This is a genomic window from Streptomyces sp. SS8, assembly GCF_054072955.1.
This window is the reverse complement of sequence record NZ_JBSVCZ010000024.1, coordinates 70,979-96,036: the sequence shown is the minus strand read 5'-3', so window position 1 is coordinate 96,036 and position 25,058 is coordinate 70,979. Positions and strand designations below refer to the sequence as shown.

Below are 25,058 nucleotides of genomic sequence, written 5' to 3'. Positions count from 1 at the left end.
GAACCGCAGCGACGGCACCCCGCCGGTCGAGCCGATCGGGCCGGGGCGGCCGCAGCGCACGTCACCTCGCGACCACGGGAGCCCCCTCTTGGCCATGCCGACTCGATCCTCGACATCCATGACGACCAAGCACCTCTTCGTCACCGGGGGTGTCGCCTCCTCGCTCGGCAAGGGCCTGACCGCCTCCAGCCTGGGCGCCCTGCTCAAGGCGCGGGGACTGCGGGTCACCATGCAGAAGCTCGACCCGTACCTCAACGTCGACCCCGGCACGATGAACCCCTTCCAGCACGGCGAGGTGTTCGTCACCAACGACGGCGCCGAGACCGATCTGGACATCGGCCACTACGAGCGGTTCCTCGACGTCGACCTCGACGGCTCCGCCAACGTCACCACCGGCCAGATCTACTCCACGGTCATCGCCAAGGAGCGGCGAGGCGAGTACCTGGGCGACACCGTGCAGGTCATCCCGCACATCACCAACGAGATCAAGCACCGCATCCGCCGGATGGCCACCGAGGACGTGGACGTGGTGATCACCGAGGTCGGCGGCACGGTCGGCGACATCGAGTCGCTGCCGTTCCTGGAGGCCGTGCGTCAGGTGCGGCACGAGGTCGGCCGCGACAACGTCTTCGTCGTCCACATCTCGCTGCTGCCCTACATCGGGCCCTCCGGCGAGCTGAAGACCAAGCCCACCCAGCACTCGGTCGCCGCCCTGCGCAACATCGGCATCCAGCCCGACGCCATCGTGCTGCGCGCCGACCGGGACGTGCCCGTCTCCATCAAGCGCAAGATCTCGCTGATGTGCGACGTGGACGAGGACGCGGTGGTGGCCTGCAAGGACGCCCCGTCGATCTACGACATCCCCAAGGTGCTGCACACCGAGGGACTGGACGCCTACGTGGTGCGCCGGATGGGCCTGCCCTTCCGCGACGTGGACTGGACCCAGTGGGACGACCTGCTGCGCCGCGTCCACCAGCCCGACCACGAGGTGACCGTCGCGCTGGTCGGCAAGTACATCGACCTGCCCGACGCCTATCTGTCGGTCACCGAGGCGCTGCGCGCCGGAGGCTTCGCCAACAACGCCCGCGTGAAGATCAAGTGGGTCACCTCCGACGACTGCCGCGTCCCCGGCGGGGCGAGGAGGCAGCTCGGCGACGTGGACGCGATCTGCATCCCCGGCGGCTTCGGCGAGCGCGGGGTCGAGGGCAAGGTCGCCGCGATCACCTATGCCCGCGAGAACGGCGTTCCGCTGCTGGGCCTGTGCCTGGGCCTGCAGTGCATCGTCATCGAGGCCGCCCGCAACCTGGCCGGCATCGAGGGCGCCAATTCCACCGAGTTCGACCAGGCCGCGCCCCACCCGGTGGTCTCCACCATGGAGGAGCAGCTCGACATCGTCGCCGGCGAGGGCGACCTGGGCGGCACCATGCGGCTGGGGATGTACCCGGCCAAGCTCGCCGAGGGCTCGATCGTGCGCGAGGTCTACGGCGGCGAGCCGTACGTCGAGGAGCGCCACCGCCACCGCTACGAGGTCAACAACGCCTACCGGGCCGAGCTGGAGAAGACCGGCCTGGTGTTCTCCGGCACCTCCCCGGACAACAAGCTGGTGGAGTACGTGGAGTACCCGCGCGAGACCCACCCCTATCTGGTCGCCACCCAGGCCCACCCCGAGCTGCGTTCCCGGCCCACCCGCCCGCACCCGCTCTTCGCCGGTCTGGTCGGCGCGGCCGTGAGGCGGCAGCAGGACTCCGGCGCGGCCCCCCGGGCCGCCTCCGCCGCGGCGGGCCGGGAGGCCTGAGCCGTGGCGGACAGGGACGGGCGGGCCGCAGGGCCCGCGGACGGACAGGTGCTGCGGGACGTCCCGCAGCAGTGGCGGGTCACCGCCTCCGAGACGCCCTTCGAGGGCGCCAAGACCAGCGTGCGCACCGACCGTGTGGTGATGCCGGACGGCTCCGTCGCCGCCCGCGACTACCAGGTCCACCCCGGCTCGGTGGCCGTCCTCGCCCTCGACGAGCAGGACCGGGTGCTGGTGATCAGCCAGTACCGGCACCCGGTGCGGCACAAGCTGTGGGAGATCCCCGCCGGCCTGCTCGACGTACCCGGCGAGAACCCGCTGAGCGCCGCCAGGCGCGAGCTGTACGAGGAGGCGCACGTCAAGGCCGAGGACTGGCGGGTGCTGATCGACGTCTACACCTCGCCCGGCGGCTGCGACGAGGCGGTGCGCGTCTTCCTGGCCCGCGGTCTGTCCGACGCCGAGGGCGAGCGTTTCGAGGTCAGCGACGAGGAGTCGGAGATGGAGGTGACCCGGGTGCCCCTGGCGCAGCTGGTGCGCGGCGCGCTGGCGGGTGACCTGCACAACAACTGCCTGGTGACCGGTGTCCTGGCGCTGACCGCCGCACGGACCGAGGGCGGCCTGGACGCCCTGCGCCCGGCCGGGGCTGCCTGGCCCGCCAGGCCCTTCGAGGCGTGAGGAGCCGGCCGTGACGGCCGGAGTGTGACCCTGCCCCGGGCGCGGAGCGGCCGCTCCGCGCCCGGGGCACGCGGCGCCGGTGCGGACCGTCCGCGGTGAACTACCCTTCCAGCCGTGACGGATCAGGCGGTGCACACCGGCGGGCCGGCCCCGTCCGCCGGAGCCGTGGACGGAGGCGGGGCGGCGGGCGGTTTCCTCGGACGGCGGCGCGAACTGGACCGGTTGCGCACCGACGTCGGGCACGCCGGGCTCGACACCCTCTCCGGCCACCCCCCGCCCCGCTGCCGCGTCCTGCTCGTCGCGGGCCGGCCCGGCTCGGGCCGCACCGCGCTGGCGGAGGAGTTCGCGCGGCGGGTGGCCGCCGACTACCCCGACGGGGTCCTGCGCGCCCGGCTCAGCGACCCGGACGGCACCCCCGTCCCCACCGAACGCACCGCCCGTGATCTGCTCCACGCTCTCGCCGCCGGCGGCGGGCCCGCGGCCGCGCCTCCCCCCGGGGCGGGGGACGCCGAGCTCGCCGAGGCGCTGCGCGCAGCCCTGGCGGACCGCCGCGCCCTGCTCGTGCTGGACGACGTGACCGCTCCCGAGCAGCTTCACGGCCTGCTGCCCGACAGCCGGGGCTGCCTGGTGCTGGCCGTCTCCCGCGGCCCGCTGACCGGCATTCCGGACGTGCGGCCCTGCACGCTGGAGGGGCTCGACACGGCCGCTGCCGTCGCCCTGCTGGAGCGGCGGGCCGGAGACACCCCGCGCGTCACCGTCGACCCGCGTGCGGCGGAGGCCCTGGCCGAGGCCTGTGGCGGGCGTCCCGCGGCGCTCGCCCTGGTCGGGGGCTGGCTGGCGGCCCACCCCACGGCGTCCGTGGCCGAGGCGGCCCGGCGGTTCGCCGCCCTCCCCGACGACCTCCCCGGCGGTGCGGCGGACGACGCCCACGAACCCGAGGACGCGTCGGGACGGGTGCCCGGCGGCCACTTCGGCGGCCTTCCCAGTGGCCCTCACGGCCCCGCGCGAGCCGCCCTGCCCGGTCCCCGCGCCCGTCCCGCTCCGATCGCCCGGCCGCTGGTCCGCGCCTTCCACCTGGTCCACGGCTCGCTGCCGCCCTTCGCCGCGCGCTTTCTGCGTCTGCTGGCGCTCGCCCCGGCCGGACTCGCCGACGCCCACACCGCCGCGGCCCTCGCCGGCTGCCGGGCGGACGAGGCCGCGGCCACGCTGGAGGCCTTCACCGGTCTCGGCCTGCTGCGCACCACCGCCACCCCGGGGCTGTACGCCGTCCCCGGCTGCCTCGCCCCCGTCTTCGCGGCCGTGCTGGAGGAACGGGAGCGCCCGCAGGACGTGAGACTGGCCCGGGCCCGGGTGCTGGAGAGGTCGGTGCGGCTGCTGCGGTCCTGCCGGGCCGCGGCCGAGCCGCCCGGCTCACCGGCCCGCCGTGCGGCGGCCGAGTTGCCGCGCGCCCTGCGTTTCGAAAGCCGCGCGGCCGCTGCCGCCTGGCTCGGCCCCCGGCTGCCGGGCCTGCGCGCGGCCGCCCGCACCGCCGTGGCGGACGGGGAACTGGACACCCTGGCCCGGCGGCTGGCCGCGGCCCTCGCCGGGGCCCTGACCGCGCACGCGGGACCCGAGCCGGCCGCCCCCGAGCTGTACCGGCTCCACGAACTGCTGCTGCCGGTCACCGAGCGGCGCGGACTGCACGGCGAGCGCGCCGCGATCCTGCTCGACCTCGGCGACCTCGACGCCCACGCGGGCCGTCCGCACCGGGCGCTGACGCGCTACCGCGCCGCGCTGGAAGCGGCCCGGGCCGACGGCGGGCGCGGTGGCGACCGGAGCGCTGCGGCGGCCGCGCGGGCGATGGAGTCCCTGGGCGACACCTACGCACGCCTGGGGGACGACCGGCGCGCCGGCGACTGGTACGGCAGGGCGCTGGCGCTGTGCCAGACCCGCGGCGAGCCGGCCGGCGAGGCCCGGCTGCACGGGCTGATCGGGGCCGCGTATCTGCGCGAGGGGCGGTGGGAGGAGGCACTGCGGGCCTGGCGGGCCTGCGCCGCGGCCTGCCGGCGGCTGCGGGACGGCGAGGCGTACGCACGGGCGCTGGAGGAGGTGGCCAGGGTCCAGGAGTACGCGGGCCGCGCCGAGGAGGCGCGGCGCACCCGCCGCCGGGCCCTGCGGTGGGGGCGTCCGGGGGCCGGGCGCGGGGACGGGGGCACGGAGCCGGGCGGGGGACCGGGCGGAGGAGACGGCGCCCGTTCGCGTACCGCGGGGGCGCGGTGGATGCTGGAAGAAGCCCCGCGCGCCGCCGGGAGCGGCAGTCGGCCTGCGAAATAGACAGCGATCCTCGCAAAAATTAACCCTTTGCAAGGCTGGACAGGGCGAAACCCTTCATTAAACTGGCCGGGCTGCGGCCGCTCGACCGCATCCGACATTTACCCCATGTACCGGTGCGGTGGGGTGGGCCCCGGTCCATTCCGCAACCATGACACCCCCATGAGACAAGGACCGTGATCGACGTGAAGGTCGGCATCCCCCGCGAAGTCAAGAACAACGAGTTCCGCGTGGCCATCACCCCGGCCGGTGTGCACGAGCTCGTACGCAACGGGCACCAGGTCCACGTGGAGCGGAGCGCCGGCGAGGGCTCCTCCATCCCCGACCGGGAGTACGCCGAGGCCGGCGCCGTCATCCTGGACAGCGCCGACGAGGTGTGGGCCACCGCCGAGCTGCTGCTGAAGGTCAAGGAGCCGGTCGCCGAGGAGTACCACCGGCTGCGCAAGGACCAGACGCTGTTCACCTACCTCCACCTGGCCGCGTCCCGCGAGTGCACCGACGCGCTGCTGCGCTCGGGCACCACCGCCATCGCCTACGAGACGGTGGAGACCGCCGACCGCGCGCTGCCCCTGCTGGCGCCGATGTCGGAGGTCGCGGGCCGGATCGCCCCGCAGGTGGGCGCGTACCACCTGATGCGCTCGGCCGGCGGCCGCGGGGTGCTGCCCGGCGGTGTGCCGGGTGTCGCGCCGAGTCGTGCCGTGGTCATAGGCGGCGGCGTCTCGGGCTGGAACGCCACCCAGATCGCCGTCGGCATGGGCTTCCACGTCACCCTGCTCGACAAGGACGTGCGCAAGCTGCGCGAGGCCGACCGGATCTTCGGCACCCGGGTGCGGACGATCACCTCCAACGCGTACGAGCTGGAGAAGGCCGTCCTCGACGCCGACCTGGTCGTCGGCGCGGTGCTGATCCCGGGCGCCAAGGCGCCGAAGCTGGTCACCAACGAGCTGGTGTCGCGGATGAAGCCGGGCAGCGTCCTGGTGGACATCGCGATCGACCAGGGCGGCTGCTTCGAGGACTCGCGCCCCACCACCCACGCGGAGCCGACCTTCACCGTCCACGACTCGGTCTTCTACTGCGTCGCCAACATGCCCGGCGCGGTGCCGAGCACCTCGACGTACGCGCTGACCAACGCCACGCTGCCGTACATCGTCGAGCTGGCCAACCACGGCTGGCGCGACGCCCTGCGCCGCGACCCCGTGCTCGCCAGGGGCCTCAACGTCCACGAGGGCGAGGTCACCTACGGTCCGGTCGCCGAGGCGCACGGGCTGCCGGTGCGCGAGCCGGCCTCGCTGCTCGGCTGACGGCCCGGCGGACGTCCGGCGGCCGGGCCGGTCGGTCGGGCCGGTCGGCGGGCTGCCGACTGAGTAGACAAGTCGTCATATGAAGTGCCGGTGACGGTCAACGGCGTGCGTCAACATCACCCGTCAACACCGTCACCGCCGTTCCGCCGGCCGGACCCCGGGCCTCCCGGGGGCCGGCCGGCGGTTTCCCCGGTGGGACCGGGGTGTTGGCCCCAGGGTGGGGTCCGTGCCGGGCCGACGCGGCGTCAACTCGCCGCGATCGTCGTACTTCGCACCTTTCGCGCCCCCGGAAGACCCCGTCCGCGCGGCTGTTACACCCTTGACAGACGGGTACATGGTTGCCGACACATCCGGCCGTCTGCGGCGGATTGTGTTGCTGTGGACGGCCGACACGCCATAGAGTCGCCAATCATCGGCATGGTGCCACGCTGACCTGTCTAGAAGTTTCCTGGTCACCAAGGAGGTAGGACGACTTGTGAATGAGTCGACATTTACTCCCCCAGGTGGACGACCGGGAATGCCTTCGCGGGGCGAAGCCCCCTCGGGACTCGAAGCCGTCGGCTCCGTCGCTGTCCAGACTTTCGCAGCCCACCAGAACCAGGCGAGCATGACAGCCAATCAGAGCATGGACGGCCACCGAGCGAACGCCATGGCCGCCGACCGCAGGGGCGGCGAGACCGGCCGGCCGGCCGACCACGCGGACCCCCACTACGAGGAACTCCCCGAGGGGCACTTCTACGACCCCGACGCGGAGTACGAACCCGACCCCGAGTACGCGGCCACCCTCGCGCCCGATGCCGCCCGCCAGCGCCGTGAGCGCATCGGGCCCACGGGCCGGCCGCTGCCGTACTTCCCGATCCCGGGCCCGGTCACCGAGCACGGCCCGGCGAAGATCATCGCGATGTGCAACCAGAAGGGCGGGGTGGGCAAGACCACCTCGACCATCAACCTGGGCGCCGCGCTCGCCGAGTACGGCCGCCGGGTGCTGCTGGTGGACTTCGATCCCCAGGGCGCCCTCTCCGTCGGCCTCGGCGTCAACCCGATGGAGCTGGACCTGACCGTCTACAACCTGCTCATGGAGCGGGGCATGTCGGCGGACGAGGTGCTGCTGAAGACGGCCGTGGCGGGCATGGACCTGCTGCCCAGCAACATCGACCTGTCCGCGGCCGAGGTGCAGCTCGTCAGCGAGGTCGCCCGGGAGTCGACGCTCCAGCGCGCCCTGACGCCGCTGCTGCCCGACTACGACTTCATCGTCATCGACTGCCAGCCGTCCCTCGGCCTGCTCACCGTCAACGCGCTGACCGCGGCGCACAAGGTGATCGTGCCGCTGGAGTGCGAGTTCTTCGCGCTGCGCGGGGTGGCGCTGCTGACCGAGACGATCGAGAAGGTCCAGGAGCGGCTCAACCCGGAACTGGAGCTCGACGGCATCCTGGCGACGATGTACGACTCGCGCACCGTGCACAGCAGAGAGGTGCTCGCGCGCGTGGTCGAGGCGTTCGACGACAACGTGTACCACACCGTCATCGGGCGCACGGTCCGCTTCCCGGAGACCACGGTCGCCGGCGAACCGATCACCACCTACGCCTCCAACTCCGTCGGCGCCGCCGCCTACCGCCAGCTCGCCAGGGAGGTGCTCGCCCGGTGCCACGCCGAGTGAGTCTCCCGGCAGCCGACGAACTGTTCCGTTCCACCGGAGGGTCCCCGGTCCAGCCGTCGACCCCCCAGCAGCAAACCGGCGGCGACGCCTCCGCCGCCGCCCGGCTCCCCGCCCCGGCGGGCGAACAGGGCACCGCGGCGGAGCACACACCCACCGGCGACGCCGACGGCCCGGAGCGTACGGCGGGCGCCGCCAAAGCCCCGGAGGCCGGCGGCCGGGAATCCCGGCAGCCCCCGGTGCCCGGCCAGAACGCCGGGCGCGGCGGCCGCGACACGGCGGAGTCCCGCCCGGGCTCCGGCCAGCCCCCGGCCCAGCCCGCCGCGGGCGCTGCCAGGGGCCAGGGCAGGGGCCGTACGGCCGTGGGCGCGGCGGCACCCCGGCGCGGCAGGCCCGCGGCCCGGCGCCCCAGCGGGCGCGAGCGTCACGACGAGAAGATCACGGTCTACGTCTCCGCCGAGGAGCTGATGGACCTCGAGCACGCCCGGCTGGTGCTCCGCGGCGAGCACGGCCTGGCCGTGGACCGCGGCCGGATCGTCCGCGAGGCGGTCGCCGTGGTCCTCGCGGACCTGGAGGCGCGCGGCGACGCGAGCATCCTGGTGCGCCGCCTGCGCGGCCGCTGACCCGCGGGGCGGTAGCCTGCCCCGCGATGCCGACCGCCGACGACCCCGCGCCGACCCCCCGGCGCTCCCGCCGCCCACTGGGCCGGGGGCCGGGGGCGGCGCCGGCCGCTCCGGGACCTCCCGGACCCCCGGCGGCCTCTGGACCCGAGCCCCCGGAGGAGCCGGAACCGGCCACTCCGCCCGGCCCGGCCGCCACCGGACCCGAGCCCGGCCCGGCCGCCACCGGACCCGAGCCCGGACCGCCGCGCGATCCCGAACCCGGATCCGGATCGGAAGAGGTGCGGCAGCCGCCGCCCGGCAGGAGCCCGGGGCGCGGGGAGGGCGGGGAGCCCGCCGCCCGGGAGGAAGAGGGCGAGGACGGGTCCGCAGAGCCCGGCGACGGCCGCTTCAAGGTGGTCCTGGACAACTTCGAAGGCCCCTTCGACCTCCTCCTCCAGCTCATCTCCCGGCACAAGCTGGACGTCACCGAGGTCGCCCTGTCGAAGGTCACCGACGAGTTCATGGCACACATCCGCGCCATGGGCCCCGACTGGGACCTCGATCAGACCACCGAGTTCCTGGTCGTCGCCGCCACCCTGCTCGACCTGAAGGCCGCGCGGCTGCTGCCCGCCGCCGAGGTCGAGGACGAGGCGGACCTCGCCCTGCTGGAGGCGCGCGACCTGCTCTTCGCCCGGCTGCTGCAGTACCGCGCGTACAAGCGGGTCGCCGAGATCTTCGACGGCCGCCTGGCCGCCGAGGCACGCCGCCACCCGCGTACGGTGGGGCTGGAGCCGCACCACGCCGAACTGCTGCCCGAGGTGGTCATCAGCATCGGTCCCGAGGGTTTTGCCCGGCTCGCGGTCAAGGCGATGCAGCCCAGACCGGAACCACAGGTCTACGTCGACCACATCCACGCCCCGCTGGTCAGCGTGCGCGAGCAGGCGGAGATCCTGGTCGCCAGGCTGCGGGAGCTGGGCGAGGCGAGCTTCGCGTCGCTCACCGAGGACGCGGCCGACACACTCACCGTCGTCGCCCGCTTCCTGGCGCTGCTGGAGCTCTACCGCGAGCGCGCGGTCGTCCTCGAACAGGAGGAGGCGCTCGGCGGCCTCACCGTGCGCTGGAGCGGCGCGGACGCGACGCGACCGCTGGTCACCGACGAGTTCGACACCGGCGACGGCACGGGCAGGAGCACAGGAGACGACGGGAAGGACGGCCTCGGATGAGCACGGACACGGGAACGGACCCGGAACCGGGCGCTACCGGGACGGGAGCGGGCACGGAGGCGGCCGGGGAGCCCCGCCCGCCGGCCGGCGCCTCCTCTGTCGCCGAGCTGGACCTCAAGCCCGCCCTGGAGGCGGTGCTGATGGTCGTCGACGAGCCGGCCACCGAGGAGCACCTGGCCAAGGTGCTCCAGCGTCCCCGGCGCGCGATCGCCGTGGCGCTGCGCGAGCTGTCCGACGAGTACGCCCGGCAGGGCCGCGGCTTCGACCTGCGGCTGGTCGCCGGAGGCTGGCGGTACTACACCCGCCCCGAGTACGCCGACGCCGTGGAGGGCTTCGTCCTGGACGGCCGGCAGGCCCGGCTGACCCAGGCCGCGCTGGAGACCCTGGCCGTGGTCGCGTACCGTCAACCGGTCAGCCGCTCGCGGGTCTCGGCCGTGCGCGGTGTGAACTGCGACGGGGTCATGCGCACCCTCCTCCAGCGCGGGCTGATCGAGGAGGCGGGCACCGAACCCGAAACAGGTGCGATCCTGTACAGGACGACGAACTACTTCCTGGAGCGGATGGGCCTGCGGGGTCTGGAGGAGCTTCCGGAACTGGCGCCCTTCCTCCCCGAGGCGGACGCGGTCGAGGCCGAGAGCCAGGAGGGTGTGCCGTCGTTCGACGTGGACGACAGCGGCGATTCCCAGACTTAGAGACAGTTAGACGGAAACCTTGATGCGAAGCAGCGGCAGGAACAGCAACCGGAACCACCGGGGCGCGGGCAACAGCCGCGACGACAGGCAGAAGCGCGCGGGCCGCCCCCGCCCGGAGGAGCGCCGTTACGACGCCGGCTCCGGCGGCAGGCCCGACAAACCGGGCAGGCCCGGCGGGCCGGGCAAGTCCGCCAAGCCCGGCGGGGCCAAGGGCCAGGACCGGCGGCAGGGCCAGGGTCAGGAGGGCCGGCAGGGGCAGGGCCCCGGGGGCGCCTCCCGGGGCGGGCCGAGGGCGGGGGCCGGGACGGGCGGCCCCAGGGGCCCCAAGGCCGGTTCCGGGCAGGGTGGCAAGGGCGGCAAGGGCAGCGCGCGCGGGCGCTCGGTCCCGGCGCGCCCCCGCGAGTACGACGCCCAGATCGAGGAGCGCAACCGCGCACGGCACGCCAAGCCGGCGCTGAAGCTCCCCAAGACCTTCGGCGAGGCGGAGGGCGAGAGGCTGCAGAAGGTCCTGGCCCGCGCAGGCATGGGCTCGCGCCGGGCCTGCGAGGAACTGATCGACCAGCGCCGGGTCGAGGTCAACGGCGAGATCGTGGTCGAGCAGGGGCTGCGGGTGGACCCGGAGAAGGACGAGATCAAGGTCGACGGCCTGACGATCGCCACGCAGTCCTACCTGTTCTTCGCGCTCAACAAGCCCGCCGGCGTCGTCTCCTCCATGGAGGACCCGGAAGGCCGCCAGTGCCTGGGCGACTACGTCACCAACCGCGAGACCCGGCTGTTCCACGTCGGCCGCCTCGACACCGAGACCGAGGGCCTGATCCTGCTCACCAACCACGGCGAGCTGGCCCACCGCCTCACCCATCCCCGCTACGGCGTGGCGAAGACCTACCTCGCCGCGATCCAGGGGCCCATCCCGCGCGACCTGGGCAAGCGGCTCAAGGACGGCGTGAAGCTGGAGGACGGCTACGCCCGCGCCGACCACTTCAAGGTCGTGGAGAACACCGGCAAGAACTACCTCGTCGAGGTCACCCTCCACGAGGGCCGCAAGCACATCGTCCGCCGCATGCTCGCCGAGGTCGGCTTCCCCGTCGACAAGCTGGTGCGCACCCGCTTCGGCCCCATCGCGCTGGGCGACCAGAAGTCCGGCTGGCTGCGCCGGCTGACCAACACCGAGGTCGGTATGCTGATGCGGGAGGTCGACCTCTAGGCCGCCGCCCGTCCGCCCGGTGTCGGCCCCGGCCGGGGAAAACCCCGGCCGGGGCCGGGGCGCAGGCACCGGGCGGACGGCTCAGACGTAGGCGCGGCGGGCCCGGACCAGGAAGTCCTCCACCCGGGCACGGTCCGGCCCGGCGGGCAGCGGGGTGCCGGCGGCGGCCCCGTCCACCTCCTCGCGGAGGCGGGCCAGCCAGGACTCCACCTCGGGCCAGGAGACCTCACCGCGCCGGACGGCCAGCAGACGGTCGCGGTACGGACCGGCGTCCAGGACGAGTTCCCCGGTGCGCAGCAGGTCGCGGCAGGACAGCAGCAGCCGGATCAGGTGCATGGCGTGCTTCCAGCGCACCTCGCCGTGGCTCTGCAGCCGCGCCCGCAGCCTGCGGTGCTGCCCCTCGGCGTACCCGGCGAAGGTGCGGTGCGCATACCGGGAGAGGAACGCGCCGCGCAGGGCCAGGAGCTCCCGGCCGGTCTCGTCCAGGTGCTCGACGACGGGGGAGTGCAGGCACTCCAGGATGTTCGGGTTCGAGGCCAGCCCCAGCGCGCAGAAGCGCTCCAGCTCCCAGGAGAACTCCTCCGGGCGGGGCCCTCCACATGGGTCGGTGGCTTGTCCAGGCGCCAGAAGAGCGGGGTCGGCGCGGCGTACACGCCGCGCCGGTCGGTGTCGCTGCCCTCGGTCGCCAGGCCGAAGGCGCGCGAGCCCATCACACACGAGTAGACGGTGTGGTCGCGCACCAGATCGTGCGGTGCCAGGCCGTGCGGCGCCGGATCGTGCCGTGCCTGGTCGTGCGGGGCGGGTATGCCGGGCGCGGAGGACATGGCCGCGATTGTGGCACGCGGCCGTCTCGCAGGGCGGGCGCGGGGGCGGGGGCCGGAGCGGCGCCTCTACGCTGGTCGGGACAGCAGCGAAGCCGCGGACGCAGGGGAGCGAGCAGGTGACGGTAGGAGCGGTGCGGTGCGCCGTGCGGTTGGACCGGGGCATGGCCGGGCGGGAGGCCGGACGCGGGGACGAGCGGATTCCGCGGCCGCTCACCGGGATTCCGGAGCGCGGCGCGCCGGCGGCCGGCGATCCGGCCGGCCCCCGGCCCGCAGCCGCCCCCGGCCCGTGCGGCGGCTCCCCCGCCGCCCCGCGCGGGGGCGTCGCGCGGTGAGGACCGCACTCGTCATCGGCACCGGACTGATCGGCACCTCCATCGCCCTGGCGCTGGCCGGGCGCGGGGTACGGGTGCACCTGGAGGACCACGACGCCGACCAGGCGCGTACCGCCGCCTCCCTGGGCGCGGGGACCGACCGGCCCCCGGAGGGGCCGGTGGACCTCGCCGTCGTGGCCGTGCCGCCCGCCCACATCCCCGCCGTCCTCGCCGCGGCCCAGCGCCGGAAGGCGGCACGCGGCTACCTGGACGTCGGCAGCGTCAAGGGCGGCCCGCGCCGGGAGGCCCGGGCACTGGGCTGCGACCCGGCCACCTACCTGGGCACGCACCCGATGTCCGGACGCGAGATCTCCGGCCCGCTGGCCGCCACCGCCGACCTCTTCGAGGGACGGCCCTGGGTGCTGACCCCCACCCCGGAGACCGAGACCGAGGTGCTCAACCTCGCGCTGGAGCTGGTCTCGCTCTGCCGCGCCGTCCCCGTGGTGATGGACGCCGACGCCCACGACCGGGCCGTCGCCCTGGTCTCGCACACCCCGCAGCTGCTGTCCAGCCTGGTCGCGGCCCGTCTGGAGGGAGCCGACGAGACGGCCGTGCGCCTGTGCGGCCAGGGCATCCGCGACGTGACGCGGATCGCCGCCTCCGACCCGGGCATGTGGATCGACATCCTCTCCGCCAACCCCGGCCCCGTGGCCGACGTCCTGGCCGCGGTGGCCGGCGACCTGGAGGAGACGGTGCGGGCGCTGCGCGCGCTGCAGTCGGCCGACGAGACCGAGCGCACCGGCGGGGCGGCGGGCATCGAGGACGTGCTGCGCCGCGGCAACAGCGGACGGGCCCGGATCCCGGGCAAGCACGGGCAGGCCCCGGCCGCCTACGAGACGGTGGCGGTGCTCATCAGCGACCGGCCGGGCGAGCTGGCCGGCATCTTCGCCGACGCCGGACGGGTCGGCGTCAACATCGAGGACGTCCGGATCGAGCACGCCACCGGGCAGCAGGCCGGCCATGTCCAGCTCATGGTCGAGCCGAGCGCGGCCCCCGTGCTGGCGGCGGCGCTGCGCGAGCGGGGCTGGGCCATCCGGCAGCAGTAGGTGTCCTCGGCCGACGGTAGCCTTGTGCCGGACGGGGAGGGCGTGCCGGCGTCCCCTCGCCGGCGCCCCGCGCCCGCGTCCCGACCCGTGCTCCGAGCAGTTCGAGAAAGGTGCCCGACACCGTGGCAGCAACCTCCCGGCAGGCGTCCTCCGTGTCCCCGGACGCCCCGGTCCCCGTCATCGTCGCCATCGACGGCCCCTCCGGCACGGGCAAGTCGAGCACCTCCCGGGCCGTCGCGGCCAAGCTCGGCCTGAGCTACCTGGACACCGGCGCGCAGTACCGCGCGATCACCTGGTGGATGCTGACCCACGACATCGACGTGCGGGACGCCGAGGCCGTCGCCGCCGCCGCGGACCGTCCCGAGATCCTCTCCGGCACCGACCCGGCCGAGCCGACCATCACGGTGGACGGCGCGGACGCCTCCGGCCCGATCCGTACCCAGGAGGTCACCGGCGCGGTCAGTGCGGTCAGCGCGGTGCCCGCGGTGCGCGCCAGGATCACCGAGCTCCAGCGCGCCATCGCCGCGGGAGCCCCCACCGGCATCGTCGTCGAGGGGCGCGACATCGGCACCACCGTCCTGCCCGACGCGGACCTGAAGATCTTCCTCACCGCCTCGCCCGAGGCCCGCGCGACCCGGCGCGGCGGCGAGCTGAAGGGCAGCGGCGGCCGCCCGGTCGACCTGGACGCCACCCGCGAGGCCCTCCTGAAGAGGGACGCGGCCGACGCCGGCCGCAAGACCTCGCCGCTGCGCAAGGCGGACGACGCGGTCGAGGTGGACACCACGGAGCTGACCCTGGAGCAGGTCATCGAGTGCGTCGTCACCCTGATCGAAGACAAGCAGCAGGCCAGGTGAGCGCAGCGGACAGGGGTGGCGGCCCGGGGCTGCCCAGCGCACGGGGCGCCGCGGTCGGACGCCGTATCGGGATCGGCCTGATGTACGGGCTGTGGCGGCCCAGGGTGCTCGGCGCCTGGCGGATCCCGGCGTCCGGGCCGGTGATCCTCGCCGTCAACCACACGCACGCCGTGGACGGCCCGCTGCTGATGGGGACCGCGCCCCGCCCGGTGCACTTCCTGATCAAGAAGGAGGCCTTCACCGGCCCCCTCGACCCCTTCCTGACCGGCATCGGCCAGATCGGGGTGGACCGGAAGGCCGCCGACCGCGTCGCGATCACCAGAGCGCTGGGCGTGCTGGGCGCCGGCGGCGTGCTGGGAATCTTCCCGGAGGGCACCCGGGGCGAGGGCGACTTCGCCTCGCTCCGTTCCGGCCTGGCCTACTTCGCCCTGCGGTCGGGGGCGCCCGTCGTGCCCGTCGCGGTACTGGGGACGGCCGGGAGGCGGGGGCGTGCGATACCCGCGCTGCCCCCGCTGCGGTCCCGCGTCGACATCGTGTTCGGCGAGCCCTTCGAGGCGGGCGACGGCAGCGGCAGACGCACCCGGTCGGCACTGGACGAGGCGACGGTGCGCATCGGCAAGCGGCTGACGGCCCACCTGGCCGACGCCCGGCGCATCACCGGGCACGGTTAGGCGACACTGGACCTCTGCACCCGCGGCGCCCCGCGCCCACCGCGCGGGGCGCCGCGGTCCCGGACGGGAACGCGCCCACGGGGCACGCAGAGCCACGGACAACACGTACACACGAGGACAGGACTTCATGAACGAGCAGACCCACGTCGGCGACGAGCACGGGCACGGTGAGCTCGGCGTCGCCGAGTACGCGGAGTTCATGGAGCTCGCCGCGCAGGAGGGGTTCGACGCCGAGGACGTCGAGGGGGCGCTCGGCGAGGCCGGGCACGGGCCGCTGCCGGTGCTGGCCGTCGTCGGCCGGCCGAACGTCGGCAAGTCGACCCTGGTCAACCGCATCCTCGGCCGCCGTGAGGCAGTCGTGGAGGACCGTCCCGGCGTCACCCGGGACCGGGTCACCTACGAGGCCGAGTGGGCGGGCCGCCGCTTCAAGGTGGTCGACACCGGCGGCTGGGAGCAGGACGTCCTGGGCATCGACGCCTCGGTGGCGGCCCAGGCGGAGTTCGCGATCGAGGCCGCCGACGCGGTGGTCTTCGTGGTGGACGCCACGGTCGGTGCGACCGACACCGACGAGGCGGTCGTCAGGCTGCTGCGCAAGGCGGGCAAGCCCGTGGTGCTGTGCGCCAACAAGGTCGACGGCCCCTCCGCCGAGGCGGACGCCGCCATGCTGTGGTCGCTCGGCCTCGGCGAGCCCCACCCGGTCTCCGCCCTGCACGGCCGGGGCACCGGCGACATGCTGGACGAGGTGCTCAAGGCACTGCCCGAGGCGCCGCCGCAGACCTTCGGCGGCGGGATCGGCGGGCCGCGCCGGGTGGCGCTGATCGGCCGCCCCAACGTCGGCAAGTCCTCGCTGCTGAACAAGGTGGCGGGGGAGGACCGGGTGGTCGTGGACCAGCTCGCGGGCACCACCCGCGACCCGGTCGACGAGCTGATCGAACTCGGCGGGAGGACCTGGAAGTTCGTCGACACCGCCGGCATCCGTCGCCGGGTGCACCTGACCGAGGGCGCCGACTACTACGCCTCGCTGCGCACGGCCGCCGCCCTGGAGAAGGCCGAGGTCGCGGTCGTCCTCATCGACGTCAGCGAGCCGGTCAGCGTGCAGGACACCCGCATCATCACCATGGCGGTCGACGCCGGGCGCGCGCTGGTGCTCGCCTACAACAAGTGGGACACCCTGGACGAGGAGCGCCGCTACTACCTCGAGCGCGAGATCGAGACCGATCTCGGCCAGGTGAAGTGGGCGCCGCGGGTGAACGTCTCGGCGCGCACCGGCCGCCACATGGAGAAGCTGGTGCCGGCGATCGAGACGGCGCTGGCCGGCTGGGAGACCAGGGTGCCGACCGGGCGGCTCAACGCCTTCCTCGGTGAACTGGTCGCCGCCCACCCCCACCCGATCCGGGGCGGCAAGCAGCCCCGCATCCTCTTCGGCACCCAGGCGGGCACCCGTCCGCCGCGCTTCGTGCTGTTCGCCTCCGGCTTCCTGGAGGCCGGCTACCGCCGGTTCATCGAGCGGAGGCTGCGCGAGGAGTTCGGTTTCGAGGGCACACCCATCCACATCTCGGTGCGGGTGCGCGAGAAGCGCGGGCGCAAGAAGTGAGGTGAGGGGCGGGCGCCGGCGCCCGCCCCTCGGAGGACCGGTGAGGACCGCGCCCCGGCGGTGGGGCGCGGTCCTCACCGGTCGTAGGGGCGGCCGTCCCGCGGAGCGGGCGGCAGGACGGCGGGCACCGGGCCGGCGGGGAGGAAGCCGCCGGCCCGGTGCCCGCCGTGCCAGTGGGCCGTCCCGGTGCCGAAGCCCGTGAACCGCAACTCCTCCTCGCCGCTCCGGTCCCCGGGCAGGGCCCGGAACAGGCGCCGGTACTCGGCGTACAGCGCGTCGTAGATCGGAGTGGCCGGGAAGTGGCCCGACACGGGCTCGTGGGGGGCGCGCATCCCCGGGATCCGGCCGCGGTTGAGATACGCGTCGTGGGCGCGGGAAGGTTCGTAAGGCTGCACGTCAGTGCCAACGACCACGCCGCCCGGCGGATGCGGGCCCGGCGGGGGGAAACCCCGGTAGGGGGACGCGGGCCGCGGAATCCTCAGGTGCCCGCCAGCGGCATGGCCGCTGCCACCAGGAGGCCGCCGGCCGCGGCCTTCTCCAGTGCGTCGCGCAGCAGGTCCTCGCGCGGCTGCTGACCGATGGTGCCGACCGGTGCGGCGTAGACATGAACCGTCCGGCTCCGGTTGGCCGCCGTCCGCCAGTCGTCGGTGACGGGCAGCGGCTGGTGCGCCTGCCACCAGGAGGTGGGCTGCCCGCCGGCGGGCCCCGGCTGGAGGATGGCGTGGAGCCGTCCCATGGCCAGCAGGACGGACCAGCCGCCTACCGGCGCGGGAGCCCGGGCCACGTCGTTCACCGGCATGAAACCCTGCTCGATGAGGAGCGGCAGGAAGTCGTCGCCGAGGCCGTCGGAGCCGGGGCGGGTGATGGGCGCGGTGGGCTCGACGACGAGGGCGGGGTGGAGCTGGTCGTCGATGAGCACCTGGCCGCAGGTCACGCCCAGCACCGCCTGGCGCGGGGCGGATGCGGGGCCGGGCCCGGCGGGGGGCGCGCCGGCCGGTGCGGGGGCGTCGGCGGCCTGCCCGCCGGTGATGGTGCGCACGGCGTCCTTGAGCTGCTCCTCGGAGACCGGGACGACCTGGGACGGGATGCAGGTCGCGTGGGCGAAGGCGAGCACGGCCGTCTCCTCGCCGAGGAAGAGCACGGTGCTGGTGCGCTCCTGCTCGGGGTCGCCGGGGGCGCGGCAGGAGGTGCAGTCGTAGCTGCCGGGGGCGCTGTCACCGGCGATCAGCCGGGCGGCTTCCTCCTCGCCGATCTCGGCGCGGACGTCGTCGCTGACATCGAGCATGGGGGACACGGGGAAACTCCTGGCGTTCGGTTCTGGTTCACATGCACAACGGGGGACCGAGTGCCGTGGTAACGCGCCGGGGGGAGCGCAGGTCGCACAGGCGGATGCGCGGCGCGCGGCGCGCGCCGGTTCGTTCCACTTCCCCCCGGAGAACCGGCGGGCGCGCGGGAGACGGCGTCGGCCAGGAGCCCTCGGCGCCCGGCACGCGGTCCGCCGACCGGGTGAGGCCCGGACCCCGCGCTGGCGCGTTTGCGCCGGTCGCGCGCCTGCACGGCCATAGCGTGGAGAGGTGCCGCACATGCGCCTCGGCCCCCGGGCCGCCCCCACCACCGCTTCGCCCCGCGCCGCTCCACCGGCCCCGGCCGCGGCGCCGTCCCGGTCGTGCGGCCGCTCCGGGCCGGGCACGGGCGCGGTACCGTCCGACGCCGCCGGGGCCCCCGCGCCGGTGTGCCCGACGAGACGGAGCCGGCCGGGAGGGAGACCGGCGGGAACCGGGGGAACCCCAGCGAGCGGAGGCGCTTCCCGCACCGGTCCCGGGGTGCCGTCGCCCCAGCGGGCAGGAGCCTCGCCGGGGACGCGCGGACGGCGGAACGAGTCGTTCGGTTCCTGAAAAAGTCTCACAACGGATGAAATTTTCGGGTACAAGGCGATCAAGTGAGCCAACCCGCTGCGGCCTTCCGAGGTCTCTTCCCAGGAGACGCGGCATCACAACAGGAGTGCGACACCGGGAAACACGGCGCCGGGATGCTTACCCGCGCGCTTTCGTGGGACATGGAGACGGATGCATATCTCTTTTCTGCTGCACCACGGGTACGGCATGGGCGGGACGATCCGGACCACCTTCAACCTCGCGTGCGCGCTCGCGCAGCAGCACGACGTCGAGATCGTCTCGGTCTTCAGGCACCGCGACCGTCCCGTCTTCGACCTGGATCCCGCGGTACGCCTGCGCCATCTGGTGGACATGCGCAAGCACAGCCCGGACTACGACGGCGGCGACCCCGAGCACGCCCGGCCGTCCAGGCTGTTCCCGCGCGCCGACGGCAACCACCGCAAGTACAGCGCGCTCACCGACCGCCGGATCACCGAGCACCTGGCCGGCGTCGAGGCGGACGTCGTGATCGGCACCCGCCCCGGCCTCAACACCATGCTCGCCCTGCACACCAGGCCCGGTCCGGTGCGCATGGGGCAGGAACACCTCACGCTCTCCACCCACTCACGGGCCCTGCGGGCGACCCTGCGCGGCGCCTACCCGCGCCTGGACGCCCTCACCACCGTCACCGAGGCCGACGCGCGCGACTACCGGCGCATGATGCGCCTGCCCGGGGTACACGTGCAGGCGGTGCCCAACGGCGTCCCCGCACCGGCGGTGGAACCCTCCGACGGCACCGGGAAGTGGGTGATCGCCGCCGGCCGGCTGGCTCCGGCCAAACGCTACGACGTGCTGCTGAAAGCCTTCGCCAAGGTGGTCGAGCAGCGGCCCGACTGGCGGCTGAGGCTCTACGGGGCCGGACGCGAGGAGGCGAAGCTGCGGGCCATGGTGGAGGAACTCGGCCTGTACAACCACGCCTTCCTCATGGGACCGGCCCACCCCATCGAGGCCGAGTGGGTCAAGGGTTCGGTCGCGGCCGTGACGTCGAGTCTGGAGTCCTTCGGGATGACGATCGTGGAGGCGATGCGCTGCGGTCTGCCGGTGGTGGCCACCACCTGCCCGCACGGGCCGGGGGAGATCATCGCCGACGGAGTGGACGGGCGGCTGGTGCCCACCGGCGACGTCGACGCCATCGCCGGGTCCCTGCTGGAGCTGATCAACGACGACGAACTTCGCCGGAGGATGGGCCGCGCCGCGATCGCGGACGCCGCCCGCTACGACCCCGCACGGATCGGCGAGATGTACTCCTCGCTCTGCACGGACCTCGTCGCACGTGGCGGACGCGGCGGGATCGGCCGGCTGCGCTCCTCCCTGCACCGGACCCGGGGAGCCCTGCTGGGCGGGGCGTACGCCACCAAGGACGCCCTGGAACGTGCCCGCCGGGGCGCGCTGAGAAGAGGAAGGACCGCATGACCGCGACCACCCGCAGGCCCGCCGGCGCCCCCGACGCCCCCGACGCCCCCGGCGTCCCCGGGGAGACGGCACCGCGGGCCGACTGCACGGCGGACAGTGCGGGCGGCCTCAGCTTCGACGTCACGCTGCCCGGTGTCGCGGAGCGGTGGGACGCCGCCCTGCTGCTGCGGCGGCGCGACTTCGATCCGGAGGAGTCGGTGCGTCTGCCGCTGGAGCCGCTCTCCGGCGACCCGGACGGCTCCGTGCTCCGCGCCGCCCTGCCCAGCACGGTCCCGCTGGCGGAAGGACGCTGGGACGCCTATCTGGTGATCGGCGAGGGAGAGGGCGAAGCGCGGCGGCTGCTGCCCGGGCGCTGCGACCTGCGCCCGCTGGTCGACCGGGTGCCGCGCACCGACCGGACCTGGCTGGGCGTGCGCATCCCGTACGCCACCAAGTACGGCAACCTCTCGGTGTGCTCCTGGCTGCGCTGGCCGCACGCCGAGGCGGGCGACATCTGGCCCGCCGACGGCGGGCTGACCATCCACGGGAGGCTGTACGGGGCCGAACTGACGCCCACCGCGCGGCTGGAGGCCCGTCCCCGCCGCGCCGCCGCCCCGGACGGCGGGCAGGCGCGGCCCGTGACCGCGCCGGTCACCCCGGTCGGCGTGCCCGCCGAGGGGCACGGCTTCACCGCGCGGCTGGCGTACGGAGATCTGGTCCGGGAGCGGGGCGCGGAGGGCGACTGGCAGCTGTGGCTGCGTCCCGGCGAGGACGCCGAGCCGGTGCGTGTGGCCCGGATCCTGGACGACATCGTCGACAAGCACAGGATCCTGCGCTACCCGGCGCGGCCGGTCGCCGCGGACGGGGCGGGCGGACCGGACGAGGCGGACGGGGGCGGAGGGCTGAAGGCCCGCCCGTACTACACCGGCGCCAACGACCTGGCCGTGCGGCTGGAGGGCACGGGGCCGGCCGGCTCCTGATCCTCCGCGGCCCGCGGGGACCGGCCTCCCTCCGGGAGGGTTCCGCCCGCTCCGGGAGAGCCCGGGGCGGGCGCGGTCTCTGTCCGGCGGGCATCGCGGACGGTTCCTGTCCTCAAGGGGTGGGAGAATCGGCCGCATGATGGAGACATCGGCACGACTGCTGCGTCTGCTGTCCCTGCTCCAGGCCCACCGGGAGTGGTCCGGCGCCGAACTGGCCGAGCGTCTCCGGGTGACCTCGCGGACGGTGCGCCGCGACGTGGAACGGCTGCGGACACTGGGTTATCCCGTCCACTCCACCACCGGGACCGCCGGAGGCTACCGGCTCGGCGCGGGCGCCGAGCTGCCGCCCCTGCTCCTGGACGACGACGAGGCGGTGGCCGTCGCGGTCGGGCTGCGCACGGCCGCGCACAACGCGGTGCAGGGGATGGAGGAGTCCTCGGTGCGGGCCCTGGCCAAGCTGGAACAGGTGCTGCCGGACCGGCTGCGCCGCAGGGTGAGCGCGCTCGCCGCCTTCACCGACCCGCTGGGCGGCCGGCGCGGCCCGGCGATCGGGGTGGAGACCATCACCGAGCTGGTGAACGCCTGCCGCGACCGCCGGCAGCTGCGCTTCACCTACCGGGGGCACGACGGTTCCGGCTCGCGCCGTACCGTCGACCCGTACCGCCTGGTGTGCAGCAGCCACCGCTGGTATCTGGTGGGCTGGGACGCCGACCGCGCCGACTGGCGCACCTTCCGCGTCGACCGGCTCGCCCTCACCCCGCCGCACGGTCCCCGCTTCACTCCCCGGCAGCCGCCCGCCGAGGACTGGGCCGCCTATGTCTCCGAGGGCATCTCCACAGCGGTGTACCCACAGCGGGCGACCGTACTGATGCACGCCCCGGCGGATCTGGTCGCGGAGCGGATCGCGCCCACGGCCGGTGTGCTGGAAGCGGTGGACGGGCACACCTGCCTGCTGCGCACCGGCGCCCCCTCCCTGGACGAGATGGCCCTCCACATCCTCATGCTGGGCTTCGACTTCGAGGTGCGCGAACCAGCCGGGCTGGGCGGACGGATAGAGGAGCTGGCGGACCGCCTCGGCCGGGCGGCGCGGGCATGGCGGACGGATGGGGAGGGCCGGGGGAGGGAGTGAGGGAAGGGCTGTGAGGGCTGTGAGGTCACCGGGCCTCGTCCGCTCCGTCCGTCCCGTCCACCTCGCCCGCCGGGTCTCCGGGCTCGCCCTCACCGACGCCGGCCGTGCCGCCGCCGTCGATCTCGATGCCCAGGCTCACCGAGCGCCGGTAGTCCGCGAGATCCAGCCGTACGCGGCGGGCCTGGGCGTGCCAGAGGCCCGCGGCCCTCTCCGGCAGGCTCCGCGGGCGGTACTCCAGGACGACCAGCACCCGGGTCAGGTTCCCGGCCGTCTGGTGGAAGGTGGCCACGCCCCTGACCGCCGCCCTGGAGTCGCGGGCGTCCCATACGACGAGATCGCCCGGGATCCGGTCGGTCACGCGCACCGTCCGGCCGCGCCCGGGCCACAGGATCCGCGCGCCGCGCGGGGCGTCCTCGCCGGCGCCGTCCTCCAGGAAGTCCAGCCACCGGTCGTACGCCTCGCGGACCGGTACCCCGACCTCGACGCACTCGCCGACGGTCACGGGCCGGGCCGCGGCGCCGGCCCGCTGTCCCGCCCCGCCCAGCCCGCGGGCGGCGGCGAGCAGCAGGTGCCGGGCCCGCGCGGCCCGGCCGCCGGACGCCTCCAGGAGGCGTCCGGCGGCCGGAACGGCGGTGGCGACGGCGGTTTGCCGGCGGCCGCCGACAGCGTCAGCCACGCTCGGAACCTCCCGTGCGCTTGGTCGTACCGGTCGTCTTCCGGGCGGTCCCGGCCGACTTGCCGGTCCGCTTGCCGGCCGAACCCGTGGACTTCTTGGCGGTCCCGGCCGGCTTGCGGGACGCGGAGGCCGTCTTCTTGGCGGTCCGCGACGCGGTCTTCTTCGCCGGGGCGCGCCGGGAGGCGCCCTGCCCGTTCTCCGCCGGCTTCCCGGAGTCCGCGGACTCCTTGCGGGAACCGCCCGCGCTCCGCGAGCCGCTCGAGTCCTTCCCGGACCCCTTCTCCGGCTTCCTCTCCGAAGCGCCGGAGTCGCCGGAGCCGTCGGAGTCGCCCGGGGCGTCCTTGCCGCCGCTCTTCCACGGCGCCCTGCCGAGCTGCCCCCGTACGCCGCCGGTCAGCGACTCCAGGCGCTCGGTCGGCAGCGCGCCGGTGGCGGCCCTGCCGGCCTGCCTGACGTTGTTCCGCAGCCGGCCGGTGGCCTCCGCGAGCTGCGGGGTCCTCTCCTTGAACTGCTCGCCGAGGCGTCCGGGGTCCACCCCGAGCCGCCTGGCCAGCAGCGCCCCGCCCATGCCGAGGGGCAGTTTGATCCTGCTGCGCCCCGCCACATAGCCCGTGGCGAAGGCCAGCGCCAATGCCGACCGGTTCGTCATGTCAGTAGTCTCCTTGGTTGCGCCGTCTCTGCTCCTGCACGGCCTCCAGCCGGTCGAGCAGTTCGTCCTCCCGGCGGTCGAACTCCTCCTCGTCGATCAGGCCTTCATCCAACTGCCTGGACAGTTCGTGGAGTTCACGCTGGATCGCCGACGGGTCGTAGTACTGCCGCTCCGCCTCGGCGACCACCTGCCGCAGCACCCAGCCGGCGCCGTGGAACGGTGCCGCGGGCAGCTTCAGGAGCCCGCCGATCAGCCCCACGCCGACTCACCCCGCGGGCGAGCCCGCGGCCTGGGCGGTCCGCCCGGCCTCGTCGGGCCGGCCCACGAAGCTGTACGGCGGAAGGGGGCCCGTGGCGCGGATGTCCAGATGGGGGTTGGCGCGCCCCAGCTCCTCGACGGCGGCGGTGAACTCCTCGGACCTGTCGCGGCCGAGGAGGAAGGAGAGGTTCACCAGCCAGCCGGAGCCCTCCGGTCCCGGCACGCACCGCTGGGCCAGGGGCGCGAGCGTCTCCTCGACCAGCCGGGCGTCCTCCGCCTCGCGCTCGCGTACGGCGTTCGCCACGAGCTCGCCCAGGCGCAGCTTGTCCTCGTGGGAGCCGCCGCCGGCGGCGCGGTTGCGCTCCGCCAGGCTCCGCGCCTCGGTGTCCTGGGAGAGCACCAGGCGCAGCACCTCGTCCTCGCGGTGCACGGCCTTGACGTTGTACTCGGAGCGGCCGTCCAGCTCCTCCAACTGCCGGATGTAGTGGGCGGCGTGGTCCGCGAGCACCCCGCGCACGGCCTCCTCGTCCTCGGAGAGGCTGCCGAAACGCAGCGGCAGGACCGGTCCCTTGGCGCCGACCTCGGTCAGCACCTGCTGGTGCGCCAGGAGATCGCGGCGCTTGGGCCGCAGGTCGTCCGGGCAGTCGCTGACGATCGCGGCGAGGTCTCCCTCGCGGACGATCCGGACCTCGCGCGGCGGCTGGCCGACGCCGGGTGCCTTCTCGGGCAGCGCCGGGTGGTCCGAGCGCGCGATTCCGTAGATGTAGACGCTCACTCCGTCTCCTCCTTGCGCCGGGCGGAGGCCCGGCGCCTGCGGGGTGCCGACTCCTCCTCGTCGTCGGAACCGCCCTGGCGGAAGGCGTCGGATATGCTCTCGGCGGCGCCGGCCAGGGCGCCCTTGGTCTTGCTGCTGGCGCCGCTCTCGGTGGCGTTCTCCAGCACCTCGGGCAGACCGGGCGACTTCCTGGGCCCGGATTCCAGGTCGAGGCGGTTGCACGCCTCGGCGAAACGCAGATACGTGTCGACGCTGGCGACCACGACGCGTACGTCGATCTTCAGGATCTCGATGCCGACCAGCGAGACGCGGACGAACGCGTCGATCACCAGTCCACGGTCCAGGATGAGTTCCAGAACGTCGTAGAGACCGCTGCTGCCGCCCCCACCTCCGGTGGAACGCTGTGCGGGAACTGCCGTAGTCATGGTACGGAGCCACTCCTCTCGGGTGTC

23 protein-coding genes and 1 pseudogene are annotated in these 25,058 nt (G+C 74.5%); 16 read left to right on the top strand and 8 right to left on the bottom strand.

The window, feature by feature from the left end:
- Nucleotides 1-94 precede the first annotated feature (94 nt).
- From ACW69E_RS21845 to ACW69E_RS21805, 9 genes are all read left to right on the top strand, one after another.
- A complete protein-coding gene (locus ACW69E_RS21845; RefSeq protein WP_457499966.1) occupies nt 95-1,795 on the top strand; it encodes a CTP synthase in 1,701 nt (566 codons plus the stop codon).
- Between the two features lie 48 nt (nt 1,796-1,843).
- The gene (locus tag ACW69E_RS21840; RefSeq protein WP_457499985.1) at nt 1,844-2,467 is read left to right on the top strand and encodes an NUDIX domain-containing protein; all 624 of its coding nucleotides are present in this window, start codon (nt 1,844-1,846) and stop codon (nt 2,465-2,467) included.
- A gap of 114 nt (nt 2,468-2,581) precedes the next feature.
- Nucleotides 2,582-4,780 carry a tetratricopeptide repeat protein gene (locus ACW69E_RS21835; RefSeq protein ID WP_457499965.1) on the top strand — a complete coding sequence of 733 codons (2,199 nt, stop codon included), beginning with the start codon at nt 2,582-2,584 and terminating at the stop codon, nt 4,778-4,780.
- 182 nt (nt 4,781-4,962) lie between these two features.
- A complete protein-coding gene (gene ald / locus ACW69E_RS21830; RefSeq protein ID WP_457499984.1) occupies nt 4,963-6,078 on the top strand; it encodes an alanine dehydrogenase in 1,116 nt (371 codons plus the stop codon).
- A 517-nt stretch (nt 6,079-6,595) separates the two neighbouring features.
- Complete coding sequence (locus tag ACW69E_RS21825) at nt 6,596-7,735, top strand: ParA family protein (RefSeq protein ID WP_457499964.1); 1,140 nt, start codon at nt 6,596-6,598, stop codon at nt 7,733-7,735.
- On the top strand, nt 7,732-8,355 hold the full coding sequence (locus ACW69E_RS21820) for a hypothetical protein (protein ID WP_457499963.1): 624 nt from the start codon (nt 7,732-7,734) through the stop codon (nt 8,353-8,355). Before ACW69E_RS21825 ends, ACW69E_RS21820 begins: the two co-directional genes overlap by 4 nt.
- Before the next feature lie 26 nt (nt 8,356-8,381).
- A complete protein-coding gene (locus ACW69E_RS21815) occupies nt 8,382-9,557 on the top strand; it encodes a segregation/condensation protein A (RefSeq protein ID WP_457499962.1) in 1,176 nt (391 codons plus the stop codon).
- Nucleotides 9,554-10,249 (top strand): SMC-Scp complex subunit ScpB, encoded by a 696-nt coding sequence (gene scpB / locus ACW69E_RS21810; RefSeq protein WP_457499961.1) that lies wholly within the window; start codon nt 9,554-9,556, stop codon nt 10,247-10,249. The genes ACW69E_RS21815 and scpB overlap by 4 nt, the downstream gene beginning before the upstream one ends.
- A gap of 22 nt (nt 10,250-10,271) precedes the next feature.
- Nucleotides 10,272-11,453 carry a pseudouridine synthase gene (locus ACW69E_RS21805; protein ID WP_457499960.1) on the top strand — a complete coding sequence of 394 codons (1,182 nt, stop codon included), beginning with the start codon at nt 10,272-10,274 and terminating at the stop codon, nt 11,451-11,453.
- An 81-nt stretch (nt 11,454-11,534) separates the two neighbouring features.
- On the opposite strand, the pseudogene ACW69E_RS21800 reads toward ACW69E_RS21805, so the two are convergent.
- A pseudogene (locus ACW69E_RS21800) lies at nt 11,535-12,211 on the bottom strand (nucleotidyltransferase domain-containing protein).
- A gap of 394 nt (nt 12,212-12,605) precedes the next feature.
- Between ACW69E_RS21800 and ACW69E_RS21795 the strand changes: the two are divergent.
- From ACW69E_RS21795 to der, 4 genes are all read left to right on the top strand, one after another.
- Nucleotides 12,606-13,694: a prephenate dehydrogenase gene (locus tag ACW69E_RS21795; RefSeq protein ID WP_457499959.1), complete on the top strand. Its 1,089-nt coding sequence runs from the start codon at nt 12,606-12,608 to the stop codon at nt 13,692-13,694.
- 122 nt (nt 13,695-13,816) lie between these two features.
- Nucleotides 13,817-14,548, top strand: a complete 732-nt coding sequence (cmk, locus tag ACW69E_RS21790; protein ID WP_457499958.1) for a (d)CMP kinase — start codon at nt 13,817-13,819, stop codon at nt 14,546-14,548.
- Complete coding sequence (locus ACW69E_RS21785) at nt 14,545-15,219, top strand: lysophospholipid acyltransferase family protein (protein ID WP_457499957.1); 675 nt, start codon at nt 14,545-14,547, stop codon at nt 15,217-15,219. The genes cmk and ACW69E_RS21785 overlap by 4 nt, the downstream gene beginning before the upstream one ends.
- Nucleotides 15,220-15,346: 127 nt before the next feature.
- Entirely contained in the window at nt 15,347-16,813 is a 1,467-nt protein-coding gene (gene der / locus ACW69E_RS21780; protein ID WP_457499956.1) for a ribosome biogenesis GTPase Der, read from the top strand.
- 74 nt (nt 16,814-16,887) lie between these two features.
- Here der and ACW69E_RS21775 read toward each other — a convergent pair whose 3' ends face one another.
- Nucleotides 16,888-17,145: a hypothetical protein gene (locus ACW69E_RS21775; RefSeq protein ID WP_457499955.1), complete on the bottom strand. Its 258-nt coding sequence runs from the start codon at nt 17,143-17,145 to the stop codon at nt 16,888-16,890.
- Nucleotides 17,146-17,291: 146 nt separating this feature from the next.
- Complete coding sequence (locus ACW69E_RS21770) at nt 17,292-18,098, bottom strand: hypothetical protein (protein WP_457499983.1); 807 nt, start codon at nt 18,096-18,098, stop codon at nt 17,292-17,294.
- Between the two features lie 781 nt (nt 18,099-18,879).
- On the opposite strand from ACW69E_RS21770, the gene ACW69E_RS21765 reads away from it, so the two are divergent.
- From ACW69E_RS21765 to ACW69E_RS21755, 3 genes are all read left to right on the top strand, one after another.
- The gene (locus tag ACW69E_RS21765) at nt 18,880-20,160 is read left to right on the top strand and encodes a glycosyltransferase family 4 protein (RefSeq protein ID WP_457499954.1); all 1,281 of its coding nucleotides are present in this window, start codon (nt 18,880-18,882) and stop codon (nt 20,158-20,160) included.
- Nucleotides 20,157-21,119: a hypothetical protein gene (locus tag ACW69E_RS21760; protein WP_457499953.1), complete on the top strand. Its 963-nt coding sequence runs from the start codon at nt 20,157-20,159 to the stop codon at nt 21,117-21,119. Before ACW69E_RS21765 ends, ACW69E_RS21760 begins: the two co-directional genes overlap by 4 nt.
- Nucleotides 21,120-21,255: 136 nt before the next feature.
- A complete protein-coding gene (locus tag ACW69E_RS21755; RefSeq protein ID WP_457499952.1) occupies nt 21,256-22,248 on the top strand; it encodes a helix-turn-helix transcriptional regulator in 993 nt (330 codons plus the stop codon).
- A gap of 25 nt (nt 22,249-22,273) precedes the next feature.
- On the opposite strand, the gene ACW69E_RS21750 is transcribed toward ACW69E_RS21755, so the two are convergent.
- The 5 genes from ACW69E_RS21750 to ACW69E_RS21730 are packed head-to-tail and all read right to left on the bottom strand — an operon-like array spanning nt 22,274 to nt 25,031.
- Nucleotides 22,274-22,924 (bottom strand): hypothetical protein, encoded by a 651-nt coding sequence (locus ACW69E_RS21750; protein ID WP_457499951.1) that lies wholly within the window; start codon nt 22,922-22,924, stop codon nt 22,274-22,276.
- Nucleotides 22,917-23,573 (bottom strand): hypothetical protein, encoded by a 657-nt coding sequence (locus ACW69E_RS21745; protein ID WP_457499950.1) that lies wholly within the window; start codon nt 23,571-23,573, stop codon nt 22,917-22,919. Before ACW69E_RS21745 ends, ACW69E_RS21750 begins: the two co-directional genes overlap by 8 nt.
- A gap of 1 nt (nt 23,574) precedes the next feature.
- On the bottom strand, nt 23,575-23,832 hold the full coding sequence (locus tag ACW69E_RS21740; RefSeq protein ID WP_457499949.1) for a gas vesicle protein GvpG: 258 nt from the start codon (nt 23,830-23,832) through the stop codon (nt 23,575-23,577).
- Nucleotides 23,833-23,838: 6 nt separating this feature from the next.
- Entirely contained in the window at nt 23,839-24,606 is a 768-nt protein-coding gene (locus ACW69E_RS21735; protein WP_457499948.1) for a GvpL/GvpF family gas vesicle protein, read from the bottom strand.
- On the bottom strand, nt 24,603-25,031 hold the full coding sequence (locus ACW69E_RS21730; RefSeq protein ID WP_457499947.1) for a gas vesicle structural protein GvpA: 429 nt from the start codon (nt 25,029-25,031) through the stop codon (nt 24,603-24,605). Before ACW69E_RS21730 ends, ACW69E_RS21735 begins: the two co-directional genes overlap by 4 nt.
- Nucleotides 25,032-25,058 lie beyond the last annotated feature (27 nt).

Excerpts from the sequence above, each read along its gene's own strand:
- ACW69E_RS21745 (WP_457499950.1), bottom strand. The coding sequence starts at position 23,573 with ATGACGAACCGGTCGGCATTGGCGCTGGCCTTCGCCACGGGCTATGTG.
- ACW69E_RS21775 (WP_457499955.1), bottom strand. The coding sequence starts at position 17,145 with ATGCGCGCCCCCCACGAGCCCGTGTCGGGCCACTTCCCGGCCACTCCG.
- ACW69E_RS21770 (WP_457499983.1), bottom strand. The coding sequence starts at position 18,098 with ATGCTCGATGTCAGCGACGACGTCCGCGCCGAGATCGGCGAGGAGGAA.
- der (WP_457499956.1), top strand. The coding sequence starts at position 15,347 with ATGAACGAGCAGACCCACGTCGGCGACGAGCACGGGCACGGTGAGCTC.
- ACW69E_RS21805 (WP_457499960.1), top strand. The coding sequence starts at position 10,272 with ATGCGAAGCAGCGGCAGGAACAGCAACCGGAACCACCGGGGCGCGGGC.
- scpB (WP_457499961.1), top strand. The coding sequence starts at position 9,554 with ATGAGCACGGACACGGGAACGGACCCGGAACCGGGCGCTACCGGGACG.
- ACW69E_RS21845 (WP_457499966.1), top strand. The coding sequence starts at position 95 with ATGCCGACTCGATCCTCGACATCCATGACGACCAAGCACCTCTTCGTC.
- ACW69E_RS21765 (WP_457499954.1), top strand. The coding sequence starts at position 18,880 with ATGCATATCTCTTTTCTGCTGCACCACGGGTACGGCATGGGCGGGACG.
- ACW69E_RS21815 (WP_457499962.1), top strand. The coding sequence starts at position 8,382 with ATGCCGACCGCCGACGACCCCGCGCCGACCCCCCGGCGCTCCCGCCGC.
- ACW69E_RS21755 (WP_457499952.1), top strand. The coding sequence starts at position 21,256 with ATGATGGAGACATCGGCACGACTGCTGCGTCTGCTGTCCCTGCTCCAG.
- ACW69E_RS21760 (WP_457499953.1), top strand. The coding sequence starts at position 20,157 with ATGACCGCGACCACCCGCAGGCCCGCCGGCGCCCCCGACGCCCCCGAC.
- ACW69E_RS21730 (WP_457499947.1), bottom strand. The coding sequence starts at position 25,031 with ATGACTACGGCAGTTCCCGCACAGCGTTCCACCGGAGGTGGGGGCGGC.
- ACW69E_RS21825 (WP_457499964.1), top strand. The coding sequence starts at position 6,596 with ATGCCTTCGCGGGGCGAAGCCCCCTCGGGACTCGAAGCCGTCGGCTCC.